Origin of the sequence: Bacillus sp. B19-2 (assembly GCF_022832475.1) — a bacterium.
Lineage (GTDB): Bacteria > Bacillota > Bacilli > Bacillales > Bacillaceae > Bacillus > Bacillus paralicheniformis.
This window is the reverse complement of sequence record NZ_JALHKQ010000001.1, coordinates 12,481-31,044: the sequence shown is the minus strand read 5'-3', so window position 1 is coordinate 31,044 and position 18,564 is coordinate 12,481. Positions and strand designations below refer to the sequence as shown.

The 18,564-nt window shown below is 46.0% G+C and carries 20 protein-coding genes, 1 tRNA gene, 2 pseudogenes and 1 riboswitch; of the genes and pseudogenes, 4 read left to right on the top strand and 19 right to left on the bottom strand.

Annotated elements, in window-relative coordinates:
- Positions 1 to 14: 14 nt before the first annotated feature.
- The 5 genes from MST20_RS00240 to queG form a co-directional block, all read right to left on the bottom strand.
- The gene (locus MST20_RS00240) at positions 15 to 725 is read right to left on the bottom strand and encodes a polymer-forming cytoskeletal protein (protein ID WP_243939257.1); all 711 of its coding nucleotides are present in this window, start codon (positions 723 to 725) and stop codon (positions 15 to 17) included.
- A 14-nt stretch (positions 726 to 739) separates the two neighbouring features.
- Positions 740 to 1,354 (bottom strand): YhbD family protein, encoded by a 615-nt coding sequence (locus MST20_RS00235; RefSeq protein ID WP_243939248.1) that lies wholly within the window; start codon positions 1,352 to 1,354, stop codon positions 740 to 742.
- Positions 1,355 to 1,453: 99 nt separating this feature from the next.
- Positions 1,454 to 1,927 carry a tRNA (uridine(34)/cytosine(34)/5-carboxymethylaminomethyluridine(34)-2'-O)-methyltransferase TrmL gene (gene trmL, locus MST20_RS00230; protein WP_243939246.1) on the bottom strand — a complete coding sequence of 158 codons (474 nt, stop codon included), beginning with the start codon at positions 1,925 to 1,927 and terminating at the stop codon, positions 1,454 to 1,456.
- 47 nt (positions 1,928 to 1,974) lie between these two features.
- Complete coding sequence (locus tag MST20_RS00225) at positions 1,975 to 2,883, bottom strand: amidase domain-containing protein (RefSeq protein ID WP_243939244.1); 909 nt, start codon at positions 2,881 to 2,883, stop codon at positions 1,975 to 1,977.
- 63 nt (positions 2,884 to 2,946) lie between these two features.
- Positions 2,947 to 4,098 (bottom strand): tRNA epoxyqueuosine(34) reductase QueG, encoded by a 1,152-nt coding sequence (gene queG, locus MST20_RS00220; protein WP_243939242.1) that lies wholly within the window; start codon positions 4,096 to 4,098, stop codon positions 2,947 to 2,949.
- 80 nt (positions 4,099 to 4,178) lie between these two features.
- On the opposite strand from queG, the gene MST20_RS00215 reads away from it, so the two are divergent.
- Entirely contained in the window at positions 4,179 to 4,808 is a 630-nt protein-coding gene (locus MST20_RS00215) for a phenylalanine--tRNA ligase beta subunit-related protein (RefSeq protein WP_243939240.1), read from the top strand.
- Between the two features lie 109 nt (positions 4,809 to 4,917).
- Here MST20_RS00215 and MST20_RS00210 read toward each other — a convergent pair.
- From MST20_RS00210 to MST20_RS00180, 7 genes are all read right to left on the bottom strand, one after another.
- Positions 4,918 to 4,991 (bottom strand) — tRNA-Gly (locus MST20_RS00210).
- Between the two features lie 143 nt (positions 4,992 to 5,134).
- Complete coding sequence (rpsN, locus tag MST20_RS00205; protein WP_023856470.1) at positions 5,135 to 5,404, bottom strand: 30S ribosomal protein S14; 270 nt, start codon at positions 5,402 to 5,404, stop codon at positions 5,135 to 5,137.
- A 106-nt stretch (positions 5,405 to 5,510) separates the two neighbouring features.
- Positions 5,511 to 5,795: a hypothetical protein gene (locus MST20_RS00200; RefSeq protein ID WP_243939238.1), complete on the bottom strand. Its 285-nt coding sequence runs from the start codon at positions 5,793 to 5,795 to the stop codon at positions 5,511 to 5,513.
- Positions 5,792 to 6,700, bottom strand: coding sequence for a PqqD family protein (locus MST20_RS00195; protein WP_243939235.1), 909 nt, complete (start codon positions 6,698 to 6,700; stop codon positions 5,792 to 5,794). The genes MST20_RS00200 and MST20_RS00195 overlap by 4 nt, the downstream gene beginning before the upstream one ends.
- Positions 6,690 to 8,159, bottom strand: coding sequence for a hypothetical protein (locus MST20_RS00190; protein ID WP_243939234.1), 1,470 nt, complete (start codon positions 8,157 to 8,159; stop codon positions 6,690 to 6,692). The genes MST20_RS00195 and MST20_RS00190 overlap by 11 nt, the downstream gene beginning before the upstream one ends.
- Positions 8,125 to 8,871 carry an ABC transporter ATP-binding protein gene (locus tag MST20_RS00185; protein ID WP_065643535.1) on the bottom strand — a complete coding sequence of 249 codons (747 nt, stop codon included), beginning with the start codon at positions 8,869 to 8,871 and terminating at the stop codon, positions 8,125 to 8,127. The genes MST20_RS00190 and MST20_RS00185 overlap by 35 nt, the downstream gene beginning before the upstream one ends.
- A gap of 107 nt (positions 8,872 to 8,978) precedes the next feature.
- A complete protein-coding gene (locus MST20_RS00180) occupies positions 8,979 to 9,191 on the bottom strand; it encodes a hypothetical protein (RefSeq protein WP_020450662.1) in 213 nt (70 codons plus the stop codon).
- Positions 9,192 to 9,741: 550 nt separating this feature from the next.
- Between MST20_RS00180 and MST20_RS00175 the strand changes: the two genes are divergently transcribed.
- Together MST20_RS00175 and MST20_RS00170 are read left to right on the top strand one after the other, a co-directional pair.
- Entirely contained in the window at positions 9,742 to 9,948 is a 207-nt protein-coding gene (locus tag MST20_RS00175; protein WP_065643537.1) for a helix-turn-helix transcriptional regulator, read from the top strand.
- Positions 9,945 to 10,403 carry a hypothetical protein gene (locus tag MST20_RS00170; protein ID WP_065643538.1) on the top strand — a complete coding sequence of 153 codons (459 nt, stop codon included), beginning with the start codon at positions 9,945 to 9,947 and terminating at the stop codon, positions 10,401 to 10,403. The genes MST20_RS00175 and MST20_RS00170 overlap by 4 nt, the downstream gene beginning before the upstream one ends.
- A gap of 29 nt (positions 10,404 to 10,432) precedes the next feature.
- On the opposite strand, the gene ssuD is transcribed toward MST20_RS00170, so the two are convergent.
- From ssuD to MST20_RS00135, 7 genes and pseudogenes are all read right to left on the bottom strand, one after another.
- Positions 10,433 to 11,563, bottom strand: coding sequence for an FMNH2-dependent alkanesulfonate monooxygenase (gene ssuD / locus MST20_RS00165; RefSeq protein ID WP_065643539.1), 1,131 nt, complete (start codon positions 11,561 to 11,563; stop codon positions 10,433 to 10,435).
- A gap of 13 nt (positions 11,564 to 11,576) precedes the next feature.
- A pseudogene (locus tag MST20_RS00160) lies at positions 11,577 to 12,203 on the bottom strand (ABC transporter permease); the annotation flags it as partial.
- Position 12,204: 1 nt separating this feature from the next.
- Positions 12,205 to 13,137: pseudogene (locus MST20_RS00155) on the bottom strand (aliphatic sulfonate ABC transporter substrate-binding protein); the annotation flags it as partial.
- 41 nt (positions 13,138 to 13,178) lie between these two features.
- A complete protein-coding gene (locus MST20_RS00150; protein ID WP_065643541.1) occupies positions 13,179 to 13,946 on the bottom strand; it encodes an ABC transporter ATP-binding protein in 768 nt (255 codons plus the stop codon).
- Positions 13,947 to 14,147: 201 nt separating this feature from the next.
- Positions 14,148 to 15,923, bottom strand: a complete 1,776-nt coding sequence (gene thiC / locus MST20_RS00145; RefSeq protein WP_243939232.1) for a phosphomethylpyrimidine synthase ThiC — start codon at positions 15,921 to 15,923, stop codon at positions 14,148 to 14,150.
- A 148-nt stretch (positions 15,924 to 16,071) separates the two neighbouring features.
- Positions 16,072 to 16,180, bottom strand: a riboswitch (TPP riboswitch).
- Between the two features lie 106 nt (positions 16,181 to 16,286).
- Complete coding sequence (aroD, locus tag MST20_RS00140; protein WP_243939230.1) at positions 16,287 to 17,051, bottom strand: type I 3-dehydroquinate dehydratase; 765 nt, start codon at positions 17,049 to 17,051, stop codon at positions 16,287 to 16,289.
- A gap of 127 nt (positions 17,052 to 17,178) precedes the next feature.
- Positions 17,179 to 17,748 carry a TetR/AcrR family transcriptional regulator gene (locus MST20_RS00135; protein WP_243939228.1) on the bottom strand — a complete coding sequence of 190 codons (570 nt, stop codon included), beginning with the start codon at positions 17,746 to 17,748 and terminating at the stop codon, positions 17,179 to 17,181.
- A 109-nt stretch (positions 17,749 to 17,857) separates the two neighbouring features.
- On the opposite strand from MST20_RS00135, the gene MST20_RS00130 reads away from it, so the two are divergent.
- Complete coding sequence (locus MST20_RS00130; protein WP_243939227.1) at positions 17,858 to 18,373, top strand: HXXEE domain-containing protein; 516 nt, start codon at positions 17,858 to 17,860, stop codon at positions 18,371 to 18,373.
- Positions 18,374 to 18,564: the final 191 nt, after the last annotated feature.

The following is an 18,564-nucleotide window of genomic DNA, read 5'->3' as shown; positions in this document are numbered from 1 at the left end:
GTCCTATCCCTCCGCTAGATTTTCCTTTTCTCTCCGACTTTTGCCGTTTCCGCCACCTGGATATCTTCCTTATACTCAATCAGGCCGATGTCGCAATTTTCGCCGATGATAACCGAATTGCCCCGCACAACTTTCGCGGCCGTATTGGCGAGTTCGATTTGATCCCCTTCAATCAGCTCGGCAGACAGCCTTGGAGGAGAAATAAGCGGCGTTAAAAACGAGAACAGTTTCGATTGATGGGCTGTGCAGACGATCCGCCGGCAGCCGATTTCTTTCACTTTACTTTCACCGCCGTGAAGTTTAATGTCGATTTGTTCCGCGTTTAAAAGCCCGTCGATTGTAAAATAGCCTTCCGCAGAAAAATGTTCCACTTCGCAGTCTTTGCCAATCGACGTTTTTCCGCGAACGATTGCTTCGTCGCCTTTCACATGTCCGCTAATGCCGGCATAGCCTAAGACTTTAAGCTGTTCTGCTTCGACATCGCCATCCACCTTTGCAGAACCGTCGATTCTGACCTTGGAAGCTGCGATTGCGCCGTTTAGTTTGGCATGGCCGCTGATTCTCAGCTCATCCGCTTTCACGTCTCCGTTTACAGTTCCGGTGCCGCTGCAGCTGAACCTTTCGCAGTCAATATCGCCGTTAATCGTTCCTTTGCCGTTTAATTCAACCGTTTGATACGTACCTCCGCCTGAACTGCCAAATCCGTTTATCAATAAATTCTCCATCTTTGATCCTCCATTTACATGAATTTTGTTTTCAATTCTTCGCTGCTCGCCGCCAGATTAATGTCAGCGGCGACCTTGACTCCTTTTTCCAACACGATGCTGCCCTCGGTGATCAGACATGTTGCAACGCCGAGCTTCCGTAGCACAATGAGCCTCCCTTTGTTCTCCGCCTCGTGCGACATGATGACATCCAGCACCATTTTTCCTTCATCCAGACTGATGTCGCCGGATTGGAGCAAGCCTTCGAGCACGTAAGCCGCAAGCGCTTCTGTCAGATGAAATGGATCATCGCGCTTTCCGGTGCATTCTTCAAAAAACGTCATGACCGCTTGTGAAACGATGCCTTTTTCAAGCAGTTCCCCGCGGCTCGCGCTAAGTTCGGTCAGACCGGGCGAGAACATTTCCGCCATTTCATCAAGGGAAAGACTTTCTTTCATGCTTTGAATGGTTTCGATTCTTTTTAAAATGTCTTCCTTCGGAAAAAACGTTTCTTGTCCGGTGAACGTCGATTTCCGGATAAACCACTCTTCCGGTATTAAATTTTTCCGTTTCCATCTGTAGAGCTGCCCGTACGAGATCGAAGTCAAATCCAGCAGCTCTTTTTTTGAAATTAAATCATCCTGAACCATCTGTTTCAGCTCCTTTACACACATTGTAACATAACACTGTTACATTAGAAAGTAAAAAAAGAAGCCCCTGTTAAAAAGGGGCTCTTTCCCTGATGAAGCTTAAGTCAAATCTCTGTAATTCTGCTGGCGAAGCGCCTCATACACGAGGATTGCTGCAGTATTTGATAAGTTCAGTGATCTGACATGCTCTGTCATCGGCAGACGCAGACAGCGATCCATGTTTTGTTCGATCAGCTCTTTCGGCAAGCCGTTCGTCTCTCTGCCGAAGACAAAGAAGTAATCTTCGTTTTGATCTGAATAATCAAATGAAGTGTGCGGTTTTTGACCGAATTTTGTAATGAAGAAAAAACGGCCGTCAGGATGGGCATTAAACAATTCGTCCAATGAGTCGTGGTAGACGACATTGACGAATTCCCAATAATCAAGACCTGCCCGCTTGAGCATTTTATCGTCGGTTGAAAAGCCGAGCGGTCTGATTAAATGAAGCTTTGTATCTGTTGCTGCACAAGTCCGTGCGATATTTCCTGTGTTTGCAGGAATTTCTGGTTGATATAGTACGACATGCAATGCCAAAAGTATTCACCTCTGTTTTTCTGATCCGCTGTTTATTATACCACTCATTACGATTTTGTCGTATCATCTGATATATGAAAAAACGCATATCGAATCGATGAAGTATAAGCAGGCGAATCCTCATAAGACCAGTACCTCATCCGGCAGTCGTGCGTTTGCGCGTTCACCAGCGGCATATTGCTTTTATCCTTTGCCGTCACAAGAGCCACGTGGTCAAACCTTCCGTCACCGTTAAAATCATAGCAGATGACATCGCCTTCGATCAGCTCTTTCGCGGCCCGCTTTTGCACCGCTCGGAGGCCGGCTTTTGACTGCTTCAAAAAGGTTCTGAGCGAATGAGCGACAGTCCAGCTGTAACTCCAGGAATGGTTTTGCATCCACCAGCCTTTGCCTCTGTTCGGATAGCCGCGCATCGGCGCATCTCCAGCCCTTATGCACTGGGAAATAAAGTTTGTGCAATTGTCTTCAAAGTTTTTGTAAGCGGGATTTCGTTTATTCCAGTACGTTTCCGCATAGCGCACCGCGGCCAGCCGGTCATAGCGGAACGCCCTTCCCAGCAATTCGCGCACCTCATCATCGCCGCTTTCAGGCTCAGGATAAGACTGTGCGGCCGGACGCGGACGCGGGGTCTCGGAGTCTTTGATGACCATCTGATCGTACAAAAGGGCGTTTCTGTCTTCCATATGTTCTTCCATATACATATCATCCCCGTCTTTGCACAAGTATGCGGTATGGGTTTGATAGTTCACATGTGACGCGCCGTCTTCATCAAGCCAAAGCTCTTTTACAGCTGCTTTTATATTGGCCTTCACGATCTGCACGCCGCGTTTTTGAAAAAGCCTCCGCTTTCGTTCAATGACTTCAAAACCCCCGGCATCCCGCCAGTTTGTTTCATCATTGCCGTTGATTAAGTAATGAAGTCTGGCTTTCAGGAGCTGCTCGATGATCTGTTTCAAGGGCTACACCACCATATGTTTGTTAATTCATTTCTCATCATTAAACATATGTCAGGACAGCCCTCAATTAGTCGCACTCGTTTCTTTTAAAAGACCGATGCCTTTTTGGATTTCAGCTTTTGCTTCTTCATCCTGCTCGTGCGCGAGCGCGCGCTCCAATTCACCCATCACATCCGCTCCTCCGCCGATCTTTCCGACCGCCCATGCGGCGGTTCCCCTGATGACCGGCCGCGGATCTTTGTGCATCAGCTCAATCAATTCAGGGAGAGCGTCCGTTTCTTTAAAATGGGCAAGTGCGATAATTGCATTTCTCTGAATCGGCTTTTTGCCTCTCCATGAGCCGGCCACGTGGCCGAACTTTTCTTTAAATTCGCGATTCGACATCGTCAGAAGCGGTTTTAAAAGCGGCTTGGCAATCTCAGGGTCCGGCTCCATTTCAGGATGCAGGTGAAAATCGACCCCTTTATTTTTCGGGCATACCATCTGGCACGTATCACAGCCGTAGATCCTGTTCCCGATTTTCGTACGAAACTCGTCGGGCAGAAAACCTTTTGTCTGCGTCTGAAAAGCGATGCAGCGCTGGGAGTTGAGCTGCCCGGGGTTGACGAGCGCGCCGGTCGGGCATGCCTCGATACATTTGTTGCATGAGCCGCATTGATCTTCGATTCTCTCATCAGGCTCGAACGGAATATTCGTAATCATTTCCGCCAAGTAAACGTAAGATCCGAATTCAGGCGTAATGATCATGCAGTTCTTTCCGCTCCAGCCGATGCCCGCTCGCTCTGCGACAGCTCTGTCCGACAGCTCTCCGGTGTCAACCATCGATTTCGTTCTGATATCGCTGCGCTGCGCTTTCAAAAATTCTTCCAGCTGATCAAGCTTTTCCCGCAGGACATGATGATAATCCTTTCCCCAGGAAGCTCTGCAAAAGATGCCCCTCCGTTCGCCTTTCTTGCTTCTCGGCGCATCTTTCATTTTTGAAGGGTAAGCAAGGGCGATGGCGATGATCGATTTCGCCTTCGGCAAAAGCAGGTCCGGGTTCGTCCGCTTTTCAAGATCGGGTTCTTCAAAGCCTGATTCATAGCCGAGGGCCCGGTTCTCAATCAATCGTTCTTTTAATGTTTCAAATGTATCTGCACTGGCGAACCGGATTTTATCGATGCCGATTTCCTGTGCGAATTCGATGACATCCTGTTTCAGTTTTTTCACATCCATCGTGCAGAGCCTCCTTTCTTTGTTTTCGTTTTCGCTCTCTGTATAATAGAGTGTACCATGACACGGGAGATGAATTTAAATTGGAACTTCGTTTGCAAATCGCGCCTGCTATTTTAAACCGCATTCCTTCATTTAAGGTTGGCGCTGTGTTATATCAAAATATTGATATCACCGGCTCCCCGCAAATGCTCAAAGGCCGGCTCCGCCTTTTTCAGGAATCGCTGTTTTTCGACTATGCCGATCGCAGTCCCGAAGATGAATCGGCCGTAAAAGAATGGCATGATGCCTTCCGGGAGCTGAACCCGTCTTTTTCAGGCCGGGAAAGCGGACTCGAACGGATGCTGGAAGACATCAAAGAACAGCGCTTTGTCGAGCCGGAAAATTCAGCGGTCGATCTGAGCCGTTTTTTCTCTCTCAAATATTTGATACCGGTTCATATATATGATGCCCGGAAATTAAACGGTCCGATCAAAATCGAATCCGGAAGTCCGGGCGAGATCATCACATTCTCCGATGATGCGGGAACATTCGGCACGATCACCGAAAACATCAGCCTTCATCATGCAGGAACGGAAACAAAAGATGCCTTGCAGCTCGTCTTTTTCAGGCCCTCATTATCTATAGAAGAATCCCGCCGCCTGCTCGAGTCTTTGACAAAAATGTTCGAACAAATTCACGGCGGCGAACATATCTCAGCCGTCTTTCCTTAAAAACCTGTTCTTTAAAGAGAGCAGGTTTTTTACGATGATTTCATACATGAAAAAACGCAATGCTTCGTTTAATCTAAGAAACGAAACACTGCGTTATAAACAGTATGTATGGAGCGGGTGATGGGAATCGAACCCACGACATCAGCTTGGAAGGCTGAGGTTTTACCACTAAACTACACCCGCATATGGTCTCTAAAAACAACATCATCGTTTTGACTTTTATTATGTTACACGTTTATTAAAATTTCGTCAAGGGTATATTAAAAATTTGTCGAAAAAAAGCCGCCGATATGAACATCGGCAGCTTTTTTCCGGACATTGACAGATTACCAGCTGGATTTCTTCACACCTGGTACCTGGCCTTTATATGCTAACTCTCTGAACGCGATCCGCGACATTTTAAACTTTCTCATATATCCTCTCGGCCTTCCGGTCACTTCGCAGCGGTTATGCAGCCTTGAAGGCGCCGAGTCGCGCGGAAGCTTGCTCAAAGCTCTGTAATCGCCTTTTTCTTTTAGTTCTTTTCTGAGTTCCGCATATTGTTCAACAAGCTTTTGACGCTTTTTTTCTTTAGCAATTTTTGATTTCTTGGCCACTCTGAGTATCCTCCTTCTCAATAAAGCGTAATGATTACGATTTAAATTTATCACAACCCGACTGCCGATGCAAATAAAAAAAGCCTGCCTCAACAAGCAAGCTCTTTTAAGATTCACCCTTTTTTTTCTGATAAATTGATGCAATCGCGGCCGTTATCATAAAAATGCCGATAAACAGCCCGATCATAATGAAGAAAAAGTTTGGCTTCACCTGGAATGAAAAAGCCGATTCGCTCTCCATGACAAACGACAAACTGTTAAACAGGATATCGTTGCTCGTTTGATTTGAAAAAAGATGATAAAACAAAAGCGCAGCCGCAAGCATCGGAAATGCGAGAAAGCTTGAGAAACTGGCAAAGATCAGCCCCTGCTTTAAAGAGTTTGTATTCATGATGATTTACCTCCAATTCCTCTGATCATCAACTGTTTCATAATCGACTTTCCGTCACCCATAAACGGAAGCAGATACATCATATGCAGAGCATAAGTGGAAAAGAACAGAAGCATGCCGACCGAGACCGCGTTTTCCTGAAGAAAAAAGATCGTAAACAGTACGCCGGCTATTCCGAGCACCCCTGGTATAAGCGGCCCCAACGCAGTAATCCAAATCGACTTTTTATCATACGGCGATATGACAGGCCTGATAAATTTGACGGACATCATATCAGCCGCTAAAAACCCTTGAGGCCCGTTTTTTCCGACAAATTTCCGGTGCGCGATGCCGTGCACCACTTCATGAAGCGCTGTGCCGGTGATCAACCCGAAATAGATGACGGAAAAATAAGCGGCGATGCTGATGATTGAACCGTCCGGAACGAAAATGTAAGCCGTAAGCGACAGCAGTAAAAAGACGAGCCAGAAAACAATAATTTTCTTAGAAATCACATGAAGAAATTTCATGTACAAAAACAGAAATGAATCAGAATCGCTTGAGAACCTTTCCTTGTAGCGAATATGGTACTGGCCGAAAAACTGATAGAGAAAACCGAGGAACGACGGGCGTTCGCCGTACTTCCAATTGATTAAATAATTGCGGTTGAGCCCTGTCAGCAATTGGTGCAAATCCTTTAGCAACACCTCTTCACTGACGCGAAAGACGCCGGCCAGATCCCCGGCTATCTCCAGTTCGTCTTTTTTTCCGTCGACTTCTTTCAGCATTTGATAAGCTGTCGGATTGATGGGAAAATCCGCATCGAGATCGCGATCTGAAATATGCTTCCGATCCAGCTTCACATGCTCTGGAAAATAGGGGATTTTTTTGATTCCGACCAGTGCTTTCAACATCCTAATGATCATAATGGTACCTCCATTTAAACCCTCCGTATAACAGCAGGATCAGCAGTAATTCGAGACACGGTATGAAAAACAGCAGCGCTTCGCCCGTGACTTTATCGACCGCATAATTCACGATGAAAAACAGCGGGATCATAAAGATGAGGAGCATTCCGAAAGAGAAGATCCCCATATAAGGGTTGTTGCGGTCAAGCGGAAAAATAATGCCCGCTAAATAGAACATCGCAATCGCGTTTAACAGCACGGCGATCGTCTTGACAAAGACCGCAAAGCTCTCCGGAAAAGTCCACGTCAACACGGAAAACAAGCAGAGTTGAATGAGACCAAGCGCACACAGCCCGAGATACTTTGACCACAAAACCGTTGTGATTTTCAAGTGCATCGCCTTGTACACCTGCATCATCCGCAGATCATTCCCATATGAATTGAATGCGATGATGCCTGTCAAGCCTCCAAGCACCAAATAGCTCTCCCCGGTAAATCCGAACTGAAATTTGTATTTTAAAAAGCAGAGAGCCAAAAGTAAAAAAATGAAGTTTAAAATATTTTCTTCATTTCTGGCCTGTGATTTTATTTCTTTCACCGCCAAAGACAGCGGTTTTGACGACGGGATTTTAATAAATGAAAACAGTTTGGATGATTTTTTTTCAGTGAGGATCGGCACAACATTCAGCGACATAAACGAAGCAGTTACTGCGGCTGCCAAGATCAGCACCACCAGTATGATTCCGGCGCCTGCCGACTGACCGTTCAGCACGAGAAACAGCGGCGCTGCAAAATACGTCAGATTATAATCAAAGGTTGAATAAGCGTTCTGAATCTTCCCCAGATCAAAAGAGGTGAATCCGTAAATCACAGCTAATACGACAAGAACAAACATTGAAAAAAATTTTTGCAGCGGAAAACCGAATTTCAAGATCACCATATACACCAGGTTATAAACAAGGTTGAGAAGCGAAAAGAAAAAAATGATCTGCACAAAAAGCAGGGCAAAAAACGTAAAAGCAAACCAAAAGCCTACACCGCTGGCGACAAAATTCGGAATCAGCAGAATGGACATGATAAACAGGACAAGGAATGAAACCGCACCGGCAAACGGAATAAAATATCCGAGACTCCTCTCGAAAGCCGTCAGCGGGAACCAGCTCAGCTGCATGGAGAAGCTGTTCTGTTCCGGCGTCCTTACTTTAAATAAAATGAAGAAAACAAACGTAAAAATCGAGACGTTCATGAACATTGAAATCACGAACAACCCGAGTGAGCGAATGTCTCCATTCAGAAAAGCGCTTAAAAACATTCCCGTAAAGCTGTAGCCAATGATGCTCCCCATCGCAACCGCCAAAATTAAAAAAAGAGCGGCGATCATTTTTTTGGTGCCGGTATTTAAGAGCTTGCCCATTTCCTTCTGCCACATTTTCAGCATCATTTTAGAAATTTCGAATGATTTGATCAAAATGCGCACCCCTATCACTCAGCATCGAAGCTTTCAAGAATACTTCTTCAAGCGAATTACTGTTGTATTTAGCCTTTAATTCTTTGACTTTTCCTTCATCCATCTTGACGCCTTTGGAAATAATCGCAATTTTATCGCACAATTCTTCCGCAGAAAGCATGTCATGAGTCGCAAGCAGTATCGACCCTTGTGTGGCCGCATAGCGCTTCATCAGCTTTTTCGTATTGATGACCGCTTCTATATCGAGCCCGCGAAACGGCTCATCCATAATGACAAATTCGCTCTCCAGCATAAAAGCAGCGATCAGCTGCGTCTTTTTTTTCATTCCGTGTGAGTACGTTTCAATCGGCTCCTGCAAAGCCTCTTTCATATCGAAAAGCTCAATTAATTGTCTCCGCTTTTCATTTGATGTACAATTATACATAGAAGAAACAAAATCCAAATATTCGGCAGCTGAAAGGGCATCAGGCAAAAGCAGTTCATCGGGAACATACGCCAGCTTTTGCTTGAATTCCGCCGTCGTGTTCGGCAAGTCATCCAAAAGAATGGTTCCTTCGCCAGGCGTAATGATTCCTAAAATGGAATTAATGATCGACGTCTTTCCTGAACCGTTCGGACCCGCTATCGCGACAATCTGATTTCTTTCAATCTTTATTTGAAACCCGCTAACGGCAGTCACATTGTTTTTATATGTTTTAGATAGGTTATCTATTATAAACATAATGCCTCCAGGGTATGATTAATGTCAGGGAGAGCTTAACCGTCCCCCACAGACGGTTAAGCCTCATCAAATATGTCTCTTGTTGTGAACAGATACTTTAAGTATGGCTATTTCCTACATTCAATGTTGACTTTCAAACCGCTGACCCATTGGACGGATCCTGTGAAGCTGCCGTTTCCGTTAACTACACACCATACAGCGGCGCCAAGAACAACAGTTGCGCCAAGTGCCAAAAGCACTGCAACAAACACCAAGAACCAAGCCTGATCTTCGATCGACGGATTGACAGAATAGTCAACCTGAGGTGCTGCGTATGTCATTTTTCCCCCTCCTTTCTATCAAGTAACCAAAGAGTAACATATCCAAAATCATACTGAAATCTATGAATTTTCCTATTTCATAAACACTACGTTCCAACTATTTATTTAAGGATCTCTCGGTTTTTCAACCTAATGGCCCACGCTTTTCGGCTTGGCAGAGAAGATGAAAGCCCCATTTCCCCTTTATGATGTCTTTATAATCTTTTTGTCTTATTTCCCCTCCTTCTTTCTCTCTCATTTTTTCTTTTTATAAATCTCGTGTCTTTCAAGGATGTTAAGAAAAAAGAACCGGTTAATGAGACTCTCATTATCCTGAAATCCAAATCCCAAAACACTCTCAAAGTCCCCTTTTTTTAAAAAGCGAGATGATTCTATTTTACCTATTCCATTTCTGTTAATTTTATGTATAAATTTAAATGTTACAGTTAACAACCTGCCGATCCTAGATCAAAAGATGTTGATTGTATTGTAAAATCAAGTTAACATTATGTCAAACCCATTTAACAATATGTCAAATATACTATATAAACGAAGAATTGCAGGTGGTAGGATGAACAACAGGGTTAGAGAATTGAGAGCAAGGTACGGGTATTCACAGGAAGCCCTTGCAAATGCCATCGGGGTTACAAGGCAGACAGTTGCAGCCATTGAAAAAGGCAATTACATCCCGTCACTTCTTTTGGCTTTGAAAATTTGCGAGGAATTTCAATTAAAAATGGAAGACGTATTTTGGTTAGAGGGAGGCAAACACAAATGAATATGATAACACGAACTTTCTTTCACATCCTTCTGTTCGGACTCGCATGCTGGACGTTTATAACCTTTTTTCACACATCGGAACAAATCGCCAAAAGCCTGAAAACAAACGCTTCAGAGCTCCATTTTGTTTTTAATCTGATTCCCATCCTTCTCTTTGGGCTCGTCCTCTCGATTTACACATACTTGGAGAAAAAAAGCGGTTCACGCAAGCAGCGCTTTATGCTCGTCCCTGACGAATTTAAAGAACAGGATGAAAGAGAACAGATGATTACCGCAAAAGCATGCAGAACATCTTATATCGTGCTGTATGTGGCGATGCCAGTCGCAGCGCTTCTATTGATCTTTTATCCGTTTTTCCAAGTCAGGATCCCGTATTTTCCGATCATCGTCATCTTTGTGCTGATCATTATTCAGCATCTTTCGTATATGTTTTCATTTTATAAAAACAGATAAAAAACTCCAGACATTCTGGAGTTTTTTATTTAAATCGTCCTTTCCTTTTGCCTCGTCGGAAAATGGTCATTTCCGATGACTTCGCCTGACGCTTTTCTTTGAAGTTTCGGGCGAAACGGAAGGAGCGGAAAAACCTTTTCGGCAAAATGGTACGCTTCTTCAAGATGAGGATAACCTGAGAAGATAAAGGATTCGATGCCGAGGTCAGCATATTCTTTTATCCGGCTGGCCACCGTTTCCGGATCACCGACGAGCGCTGTCCCCGCTCCGCCTCTGACCAGTCCGATGCCCGCCCAAAGATTCGGGCTGATCTCAAGATCGGTTCTGTTTCCCTGATGAAGCTGGACCATCCTCTTTTGCCCTGATGAATCCGTCCGTTTCATCGCGTTTTGGGCTGCGGCAATCGTTTCATCATCCAAGTGGCTGATCAGTCTATTTGCCGCCTGCCACGCCTCTTCTTCCGTTTCTCTGACGATGACGTGCAGTCTGATTCCAAACCGGACGGTTCTCCCTTCTTTTTCAGCCTGTCTTTTGACAGATTGGATTTTTTCTTTAACGAGATGGGGCGGCTCTCCCCATGTTAAATAAACATCCGCGTGTTTGGCGGCAGTCTCCTGCCCCGCCTTTGACGAACCGCCAAAATAAATCGGCGGATGAGGGTGTTGGGCGGGCGGGAAGAGCAAGCGGCCGTTTTCGGTCTTCAAGTGTTTCCCCGAATAGCTGACAGTCTCGCCTTTTAAAAGCGACCGCCAGATGTCGAGAAACTCATTTGTCGCTTCATACCGTTCATCATGGCTGATAAACAGGCCGTCGCCGGCTAATTCATACGGATCCCCGCCGGCGACCACATTGATGAGGAGTCTGCCCTCTGCAAGCCGGTCGAATGTGGAAGCCATCCGCGCCGCAACCGACGGCTGCATCAAACCGGGTCTTACAGCGACTAAAAACTTCAGATTTTTCGTGACTGGCGCCAGAGCGGCGGCGGTAATCCACGGATCTTCGCACGATCTTCCCGTCGGCAGAAGAACCCCTGTATACCCAAGCCGGTCAGCCGCTTGCGCTACCTGCTGAAAATAGGTGTGATCTGCGGCTCTTCCTCCCGTGTCTGTGCCAAGATAACGTCCATCGCCATGAGTAGGAATAAACCATAAAATGTCCAAAAAAATCTCCCCTTTACTTTTGATTACCTTGATAGCTGTTTCTCCAGCCAAGGCACTTTTTTTCCAGAATTCTGACGAATGAATCCGTCAGCTTGCCGACGGCTGCGAAAATCAAAATCCCGACAAACACCTTATCGGTTTGTGAAAACTGTCTGGCATCCATAATCATATAGCCGACTCCGGCGCTTGATCCCATCAGCTCGGCAACAACAAGGCCCAGCCACGAAACACCGAGCGACAGGCGGATGCCTAAGAGGATGTTCGGGAGCGATGCGGGAAGAATCAGCTTTGTCACCTGCTTCAGCCAATGGAACTCCAATACTCTCGCCACATCGAACAGTTTCGAATCGACGCCCCTGATCCCTGAAAATGTGTTGATATATACCGGGAAGAAGGCGCCGAGCGCGATCAAGAGCACCTTTGACAGCTCATCGAAACCGAACCATAAAATAAACAGCGGCGTGACGGCGAGATGCGGAACGGTTCTCAGCATTTGCAGAGAGGGATCGAGATAATCCTCGGCGATTTTTGAAAACCCGATCACTAGCCCCAGCAGGAGCCCGAGTCCGGCCCCCAGGCAAAAGCCGAGTGCGGCGCGCTGAATGCTGATGCCTAAATGAGTAAAAAGCTCTCCTGATACGAAATGAATTGTCAACCACTTCTTTTACATCAATCTCTTTGTTAATCGCTTTTAATTTGTATTGAAAATCGGCCGTCTCCTGCTGCGTTTCAATAATGCGGTCTGTGATCGGCTCATTTAACGGTTCGGTGTTATTCAGCACGTTTTCAACGACCTTTTTGTCGAGATTTTTAATTTTCGCATACACTTCAACCGCTTCCTTCTTATGGTTTTTATGCCATTTCACGGCCTTGTCATACACCTTGAGAAAACGGGTCACCTCATCCGGATACTTCTCGGCAAATTCGCTTCGTACAAGCGTAAAACCCGGGGAATACTTGTCGATTTGTTCCCCGTCAACCAATATTGCCGCGTCACTTTTGATCGTTTTAAGGGACAAAAACGGCTCCCAAATCGACCATGCATCAATCGCGCCGCTATCAAATGCCGGCATGGCTTCGTCAGGCTGAAGCTGAATGATGTTGACGTCTGTTGGCTCCAGACCTGCTTTATCGATCACTTTATACAGAAAATCGAACCCGCTGCTGCCTTTTGCCACCGCCACCTTCTTTCCTTTCAAATCTTTTATGTCATCGATGCCGCTCCCTTTTTTCACAAGAATGCCGTTCGCCTTTAAACCGTCTTGCGAAAGACCGATTTCTTTAAAATCAATGCCGGCCGCCTGCCCTGCGATCACCGGTGAATTTCCGACTTGGGAAAAATCAAGTTTACCTGCGGCAAGACCTTCAAACTGCGGCGGACCGCTTTGAAACTCTGTCCATTTCACTTGAATCCCTTCTTTTGCGAACTCTTTTTCAAACCAGCCTTTTTCTTTCGCAAGGAGCAACGGGCTTAAGCTTTGCTGCACTCCGATGTTGATCTCTTTTAAATCTCCGCCCCCTCCGCTTGATTGGGCTGCTGAACAGCCCGCAAGAAGCATCAGGCAGCCCAGCATATACAACGGCCATTTTTTCACGTTTTTCCGCTCCTTTCTGCTCATATCCCTGAACCTTCCTGAAAGCTGAATGTTTCCGTTGTCTCGAATTCTTTCAGCACTTTTTGTCTGATTGATTGAAAAACGGGCGATGTTCTGCTGCGCGGAAATGGCAGATCGACCGGAATCAGCTTGTGGATTCTCCCCGGCTTTGCGGTAAGAATCGCGACCCGCTCAGCTAAATAGACCGACTCGTCAATATCGTGCGTCACGAGGATCATCGTCATCTTCTTTTCTCGCCAAATGTCTGTCAGTACATCCTGCAGATGCTTTCTCGTAAAGGCGTCCAAGGCGCCGAAGGGTTCATCAAGCAGCAAAATCTCAGGCTCCCTGAGCAAAGCTCTGGCAATCGCGACCCGCTGCGACATACCGCCGGACAGCTCGCGCGGATACTGTTTCTCCGCGCCTTTCAGCCGCACCGTTTCTATCAATTCATCGACTTTTTTTCGCACCGCCGGTTCTTTCAGGCTTAAATCTGCGGCGATATTTTGCTCAACCGTCAGCCATGGAAAAAGCCGATGCTCTTGAAAGATGAAGCCTTGCTGAATCCCCGGGCCCTTGATTTCTCTTCCGTTCATGCTGATTCGCCCTTCATAATCCCCGTCAAGACCTGCAGCGATTTTTAAGAGCGTGCTTTTCCCGCACCCGCTTGGACCGATGACAGTCAGAAATTCGCCGTTTTCGACCGTAAGCTTCACGTCTTGAAGCACGCTTGTTTTAAGGCTGCCGTTTCCAAATGCTTTTTCATTCACACGAATTGATAAAGACATCTTGTTCCCCTTTCTTTTCTAAACTGAAAATAAAAAACTCTTATCCCAATTGAGATAAGAGCCTTCGGTTGACCGATCAGCGCTGATGGAATTTTCCGAAATATTAAACAACATACTAATTCATATTATTCCGACCTGTCAACCCCATATTATAAAAAAACAGATGAAAGGTTCCCCTTTCATCTGCTGTATTGCCCGTCTTTACCTGTAAATGCTGCCGCCTGCTTTTTTAAATTCCTTCGCCTTCTCTTCCAATCCTTTTTGAATAGCCTTTTCTTCATCAAGGTCGTTTTCCTTGGCATAGTCGCGAATATCCTGGGAAATCCTCATACTGCAAAATTTAGGCCCGCACATTGAACAAAAGTGTGCCGTTTTGGCGCCTTCCGCAGGAAGGGTTTCGTCATGGTATTCAAGCGCTCTTTCCGGATCGAGCGACAAATTGAACTGGTCCCGCCAGCGGAATTCAAAGCGCGCCTTGGAAAGCGCGTCATCGCGGATTTGCGCGCCGGGGTGCCCTTTTGCAAGGTCAGCCGCATGGGCCGCGATTTTGTATGTTATGACGCCTTCGCGGACATCGTCTTTGTTCGGCAGTCCCAAATGCTCCTTCGGCGTCACATAGCAAAGCATGGCCGTACCGTACCAGCCGATCATCGCCGCTCCGATCGCCGATGTAATATGGTCGTAGCCCGGTGCAATATCGGTCGTCAGCGGGCCGAGCGTGTAAAACGGCGCCTCTTTGCAAATCTCCATCTGCTTGTCGACATTCTCTTTGATTTTATGCATCGGCACGTGTCCCGGGCCTTCGATCATCACTTGAACATCATGCTTCCAGGCGATTTCCGTCAGCTCACCGAGCGTCTCCAATTCGGCAAATTGGGCTTCATCATTCGCATCGGCAATCGAGCCGGGCCGGAGGCCGTCCCCGAGCGAAAATGCGATATCGTATGTTTTCATAATCTCGCAAATCTCTTCAAAATGGGTGTACAGAAAGCTTTCCTCATGATGAGCCAAACACCATTGCGCCATAATTGCCCCGCCGCGGGATACGATTCCGGTGACGCGCTTTGCCGTCAGCGGCACATACCGAAGAAGGACGCCGGCATGAATCGTAAAATAATCAACGCCTTGCTCAGCCTGTTCGATTAATGTATCGCGGTAAATCTCCCAAGTGAGATCTTCCGCGACGCCGTTTACTTTTTCAAGCGCCTGATAAATCGGCACGGTTCCTACAGGAACTGGACAATTGCGGATGATCCACTCCCTCGTTGTATGAATATCTTTACCTGTGGACAAGTCCATCATCGTATCGGCGCCCCAGCGGATGGCCCATGTCATTTTTTCCACTTCTTCTTCTATCGAAGAGGTGACAGCGGAATTGCCGATGTTGGCATTGATTTTGACGTGGAAGTTGCGGCCGATAATCATCGGTTCGCTTTCCGGATGGTTGATGTTTGACGGAATAATCGCCCGTCCGCTTGCCACTTCATCACGAACAAATTCGGGAGATACGTGCTCTCGGATCGCGATAAATTCCATCTCAGGCGTAATGATCCCCTTTCTTGCGTAATGCAGCTGGGTGACATTTTGACCTTTTTTCGCGCGCAGCGGTTTTCGTTTCAACCCTGGATAGCTGTGGCTCGCTTTCTCTTTGCTTTTATAGCCGTTATCCTCCGGTCTGATTTCTCTGCCTTCATATTCTTCGGTATCGCCGCGCTCCCTGATCCAGGTCGCCCGCAAAGGTTTCAGCCCCTTCAGAATATCAACCTCCGCATTCGCGTCCGTATAGGGACCGCTTGTGTCGTAAACGCGGACAGGCTGATTTTCTTCGGCGCCAAACGAACCCGTCGTCGGACTTAGCGAAATTTCTCTCATCGGCACTTGAATGTCAGGCCGCGCCCCTTCGACATACACTTTGCGGCTCCCTGAAAAACTTGACATGATCGAGATGTTTTTTTGCTGTACTGACTCCTGTTTCATGTAAAAATCCTTCCCCTCTAAAAAATTGATCAGGACGAAACTCCGGAACAGCACCAGCACAAAAAAACCAGGCTCATATGATGAACCTGGTTTTACAGTCAGTAAAATCACTGGAAGACAGACGGACCATACCCATTCCCCATCTTCTCCCGAATCCTTTTTACTTCCCCACGCTGGTACGAACCAGATCAGGTCCAAAGGGTTAAGAAACACGTGTTTCTCTCTCAGCCCGCATTCGGGCACCCCTAGTAAAGCTATTCAATTCATTTTTTATCGTAACACACCGATTTGGCAAGTGAAAAGGTTGGAAAAATATATGAATCTTTTTAACTATAAAAGGGACCTTAGCGGCGCACCCAATGATTATAAATTGCGATGAAGCACATCGAGTATATGTTTCAAATCCGCCGCCTCAATTTGGCCAGGTGCGGATGCTTTTTTAGCTGCGCCGAACGTCACGGCCGAGCCAAATACCTCTCCGGCGAGCCGGCTGATCAAGCCTTTTCCGGCCATCGACATCGTGATAATCGGCCGCTTCGCATACCGCTCATGCATCATATGAGTCGCCTCAAGCAACACCAGCACATCTGCCGGTGTTTCAGGCATCACCGCGATCTTAGGAAAATCGGCGCCAAGATCCTGGGCTTTTCGGAGACGGGAAACGATCTCTTCCGCACTCGGCGTCTTCCCGAAATCGTGGTTGGATATAATGACAAAGACATGCTGCATATGAGCCGCTTGAACCAGTTTTTCCACATAATGCTCTTCATTGAACAGCTCGACATCAATCACATCTGCCAGCCCTGTTTTGACTACGGCATGATTCAAGGCAAAGTAAAATTCCTTACCGACTTCTTTTTCGCCGCCTTCCTCCGCGCTGCGAAATGTAAATATCAACGGGATATCCTTTAAGATCTCCCGGATGTCAGCCAATACCTCTTTCACTTTGTCAACGTCTTCGACATCTTCAAAAAAATCCGCCCGCCATTCGGCAAGATCCGGATTAATGGATAGAAGAAAAGCAGCTTCTTCTTTCAATTGTTCATGCGTTTTTCCGATGAGCGGCACGCAAATTTTCGGGGCTCCTTCTCCGATGGCCACCCCTCGTATCTTCACCGTATTCACCAACGGCCTCACTCCTGTTCTCTATATTACAAGGGTCTTTGCATTAACGGTACCGAAGATTGACCGTAAGCACAAGCAGAAATTAAGAAAGAAGGCTAAACGCTTCAAGCACTCATATACCAATATGAGATCACCTTTCGAAAGCTTGCTTATTTAAAAATGAATCTACTATTCCTTGCAGAATACGACTCATTTCTTCAGGAGTTTCCTTCCGGCCTCTCTCAAACCATTTTGAAAGGATGTTCCAAAAGCCCCCTGCGCTGAATGAAAGCCCGTACTCCAAATCGATTTCGCTTTTAAAATGAAAGGTTTCTTCTTTAAACTTTTGATGAAGATCAGGAAGTAGTTCATTATATTTCTCAACAACCAAATAAAACAATTGATTCTGATGAAGGGCTTGTAAAAAATCGGCATGTCGGCTCCAAAAATTGAAGTATGCATGTCCAAGACTGGATAAGTCAATATGTTTTTCCTGAACAATGTAATTGGAATACTCACTGCAAAGCTGCTCAAAATAGCGGTCTAATATATCTTTTTTTGAATGGAAATGCCGATAAAATGTTCTTCTGTCAAGCTGCGCTTTTTCCGCTATTTCTGTAATGGTAATGTCTGAAAAGCTTTTTTCCTTCATAAGCTCCAACAATGATAGCGTCAGCCAGCTTTTAGATTGCTGAGCTGTTTTTGAGGGCATTTGCTTCATATTCTCGCTCCTGTCGCACTTTTTATGGCAATGTAGCACTTTTCGTTGCCTTATTGACTTTGTTCTCTATGAAATGTCACAATTGTGGCACATAAGAGGGGGAATGTAAATGGAAAACATGCAATTTATCGCTTGGATGTTGCCGATCTTATTTATACTGCATGATTTTGAAGAGATGGTGATGGTCGAGGCATGGGGCAAAAGATATCGAAACGAACTGAAACAACTGAAAAAAGCTCCATTCGGACATGCCAAAACCGCTTCTTTTGTTTGCGCTGTGCTCGAAGAATTTATTCTAGCTGTTGGTGTAACTGTCATCAGTATTTATTTTAATCAATATATCGTCTGGTTTGGTTTCTTTTTTGCTTTTTCTGTTCATTTCCTTTTTCACATCGTCCTGTGGTTGAAATTTAAACATTATGTACCCGGCATATTAACATCGATCTTTATGCTGCCATTTTGTTGCTATCTGCTGACCGCTGCCGCAGAGATAGAAAAATTCAGTTTTCCTGCAATGATCTTATCAGCCATAACCGGAACACTTATCGTCTTTTTTAACCTTAAGTTTCTGCATAAAAAAATGGGAAGGATTCAAGAAAGGCTGGAAGCATATGGCCGCCCATGAAAAGCATGCACTTGCGGAAAACTCCGGCCCGCAAAGCAAACGACGAAGACCCGTCAGACGCGAAAAAACTGCCCTTCAAAAGAAAGGCAGTCTGATCTATAAATCATGGCACTGCTAACGATGATTCAATGTTCGTTTCAAAGCTTGTCTATCCGGCTGTTTAGACGAGACGCCTCCACTGCGGCAGCCCG

Bases quoted from the DNA above. Each gene is read 5' to 3' on its own strand.
- MST20_RS00200 (WP_243939238.1), bottom strand. From the start codon at position 5,795: ATGAATACAAACTCTTTAAAGCAGGGGCTGATCTTTGCCAGTTTCTCA.
- MST20_RS00135 (WP_243939228.1), bottom strand. From the start codon at position 17,748: ATGAAGCAAATGCCCTCAAAAACAGCTCAGCAATCTAAAAGCTGGCTG.
- MST20_RS00235 (WP_243939248.1), bottom strand. From the start codon at position 1,354: ATGGTTCAGGATGATTTAATTTCAAAAAAAGAGCTGCTGGATTTGACT.
- queG (WP_243939242.1), bottom strand. From the start codon at position 4,098: ATGGATGTGAAAAAACTGAAACAGGATGTCATCGAATTCGCACAGGAA.
- MST20_RS00150 (WP_065643541.1), bottom strand. From the start codon at position 13,946: ATGTCTTTATCAATTCGTGTGAATGAAAAAGCATTTGGAAACGGCAGC.
- MST20_RS00175 (WP_065643537.1), top strand. From the start codon at position 9,742: ATGAACAACAGGGTTAGAGAATTGAGAGCAAGGTACGGGTATTCACAG.
- MST20_RS00130 (WP_243939227.1), top strand. From the start codon at position 17,858: ATGGAAAACATGCAATTTATCGCTTGGATGTTGCCGATCTTATTTATA.
- MST20_RS00240 (WP_243939257.1), bottom strand. From the start codon at position 725: ATGGAGAATTTATTGATAAACGGATTTGGCAGTTCAGGCGGAGGTACG.
- MST20_RS00195 (WP_243939235.1), bottom strand. From the start codon at position 6,700: ATGATCATTAGGATGTTGAAAGCACTGGTCGGAATCAAAAAAATCCCC.
- MST20_RS00185 (WP_065643535.1), bottom strand. From the start codon at position 8,871: ATGTTTATAATAGATAACCTATCTAAAACATATAAAAACAATGTGACT.
- MST20_RS00170 (WP_065643538.1), top strand. From the start codon at position 9,945: ATGAATATGATAACACGAACTTTCTTTCACATCCTTCTGTTCGGACTC.
- MST20_RS00180 (WP_020450662.1), bottom strand. From the start codon at position 9,191: ATGACATACGCAGCACCTCAGGTTGACTATTCTGTCAATCCGTCGATC.
- thiC (WP_243939232.1), bottom strand. From the start codon at position 15,923: ATGAAACAGGAGTCAGTACAGCAAAAAAACATCTCGATCATGTCAAGT.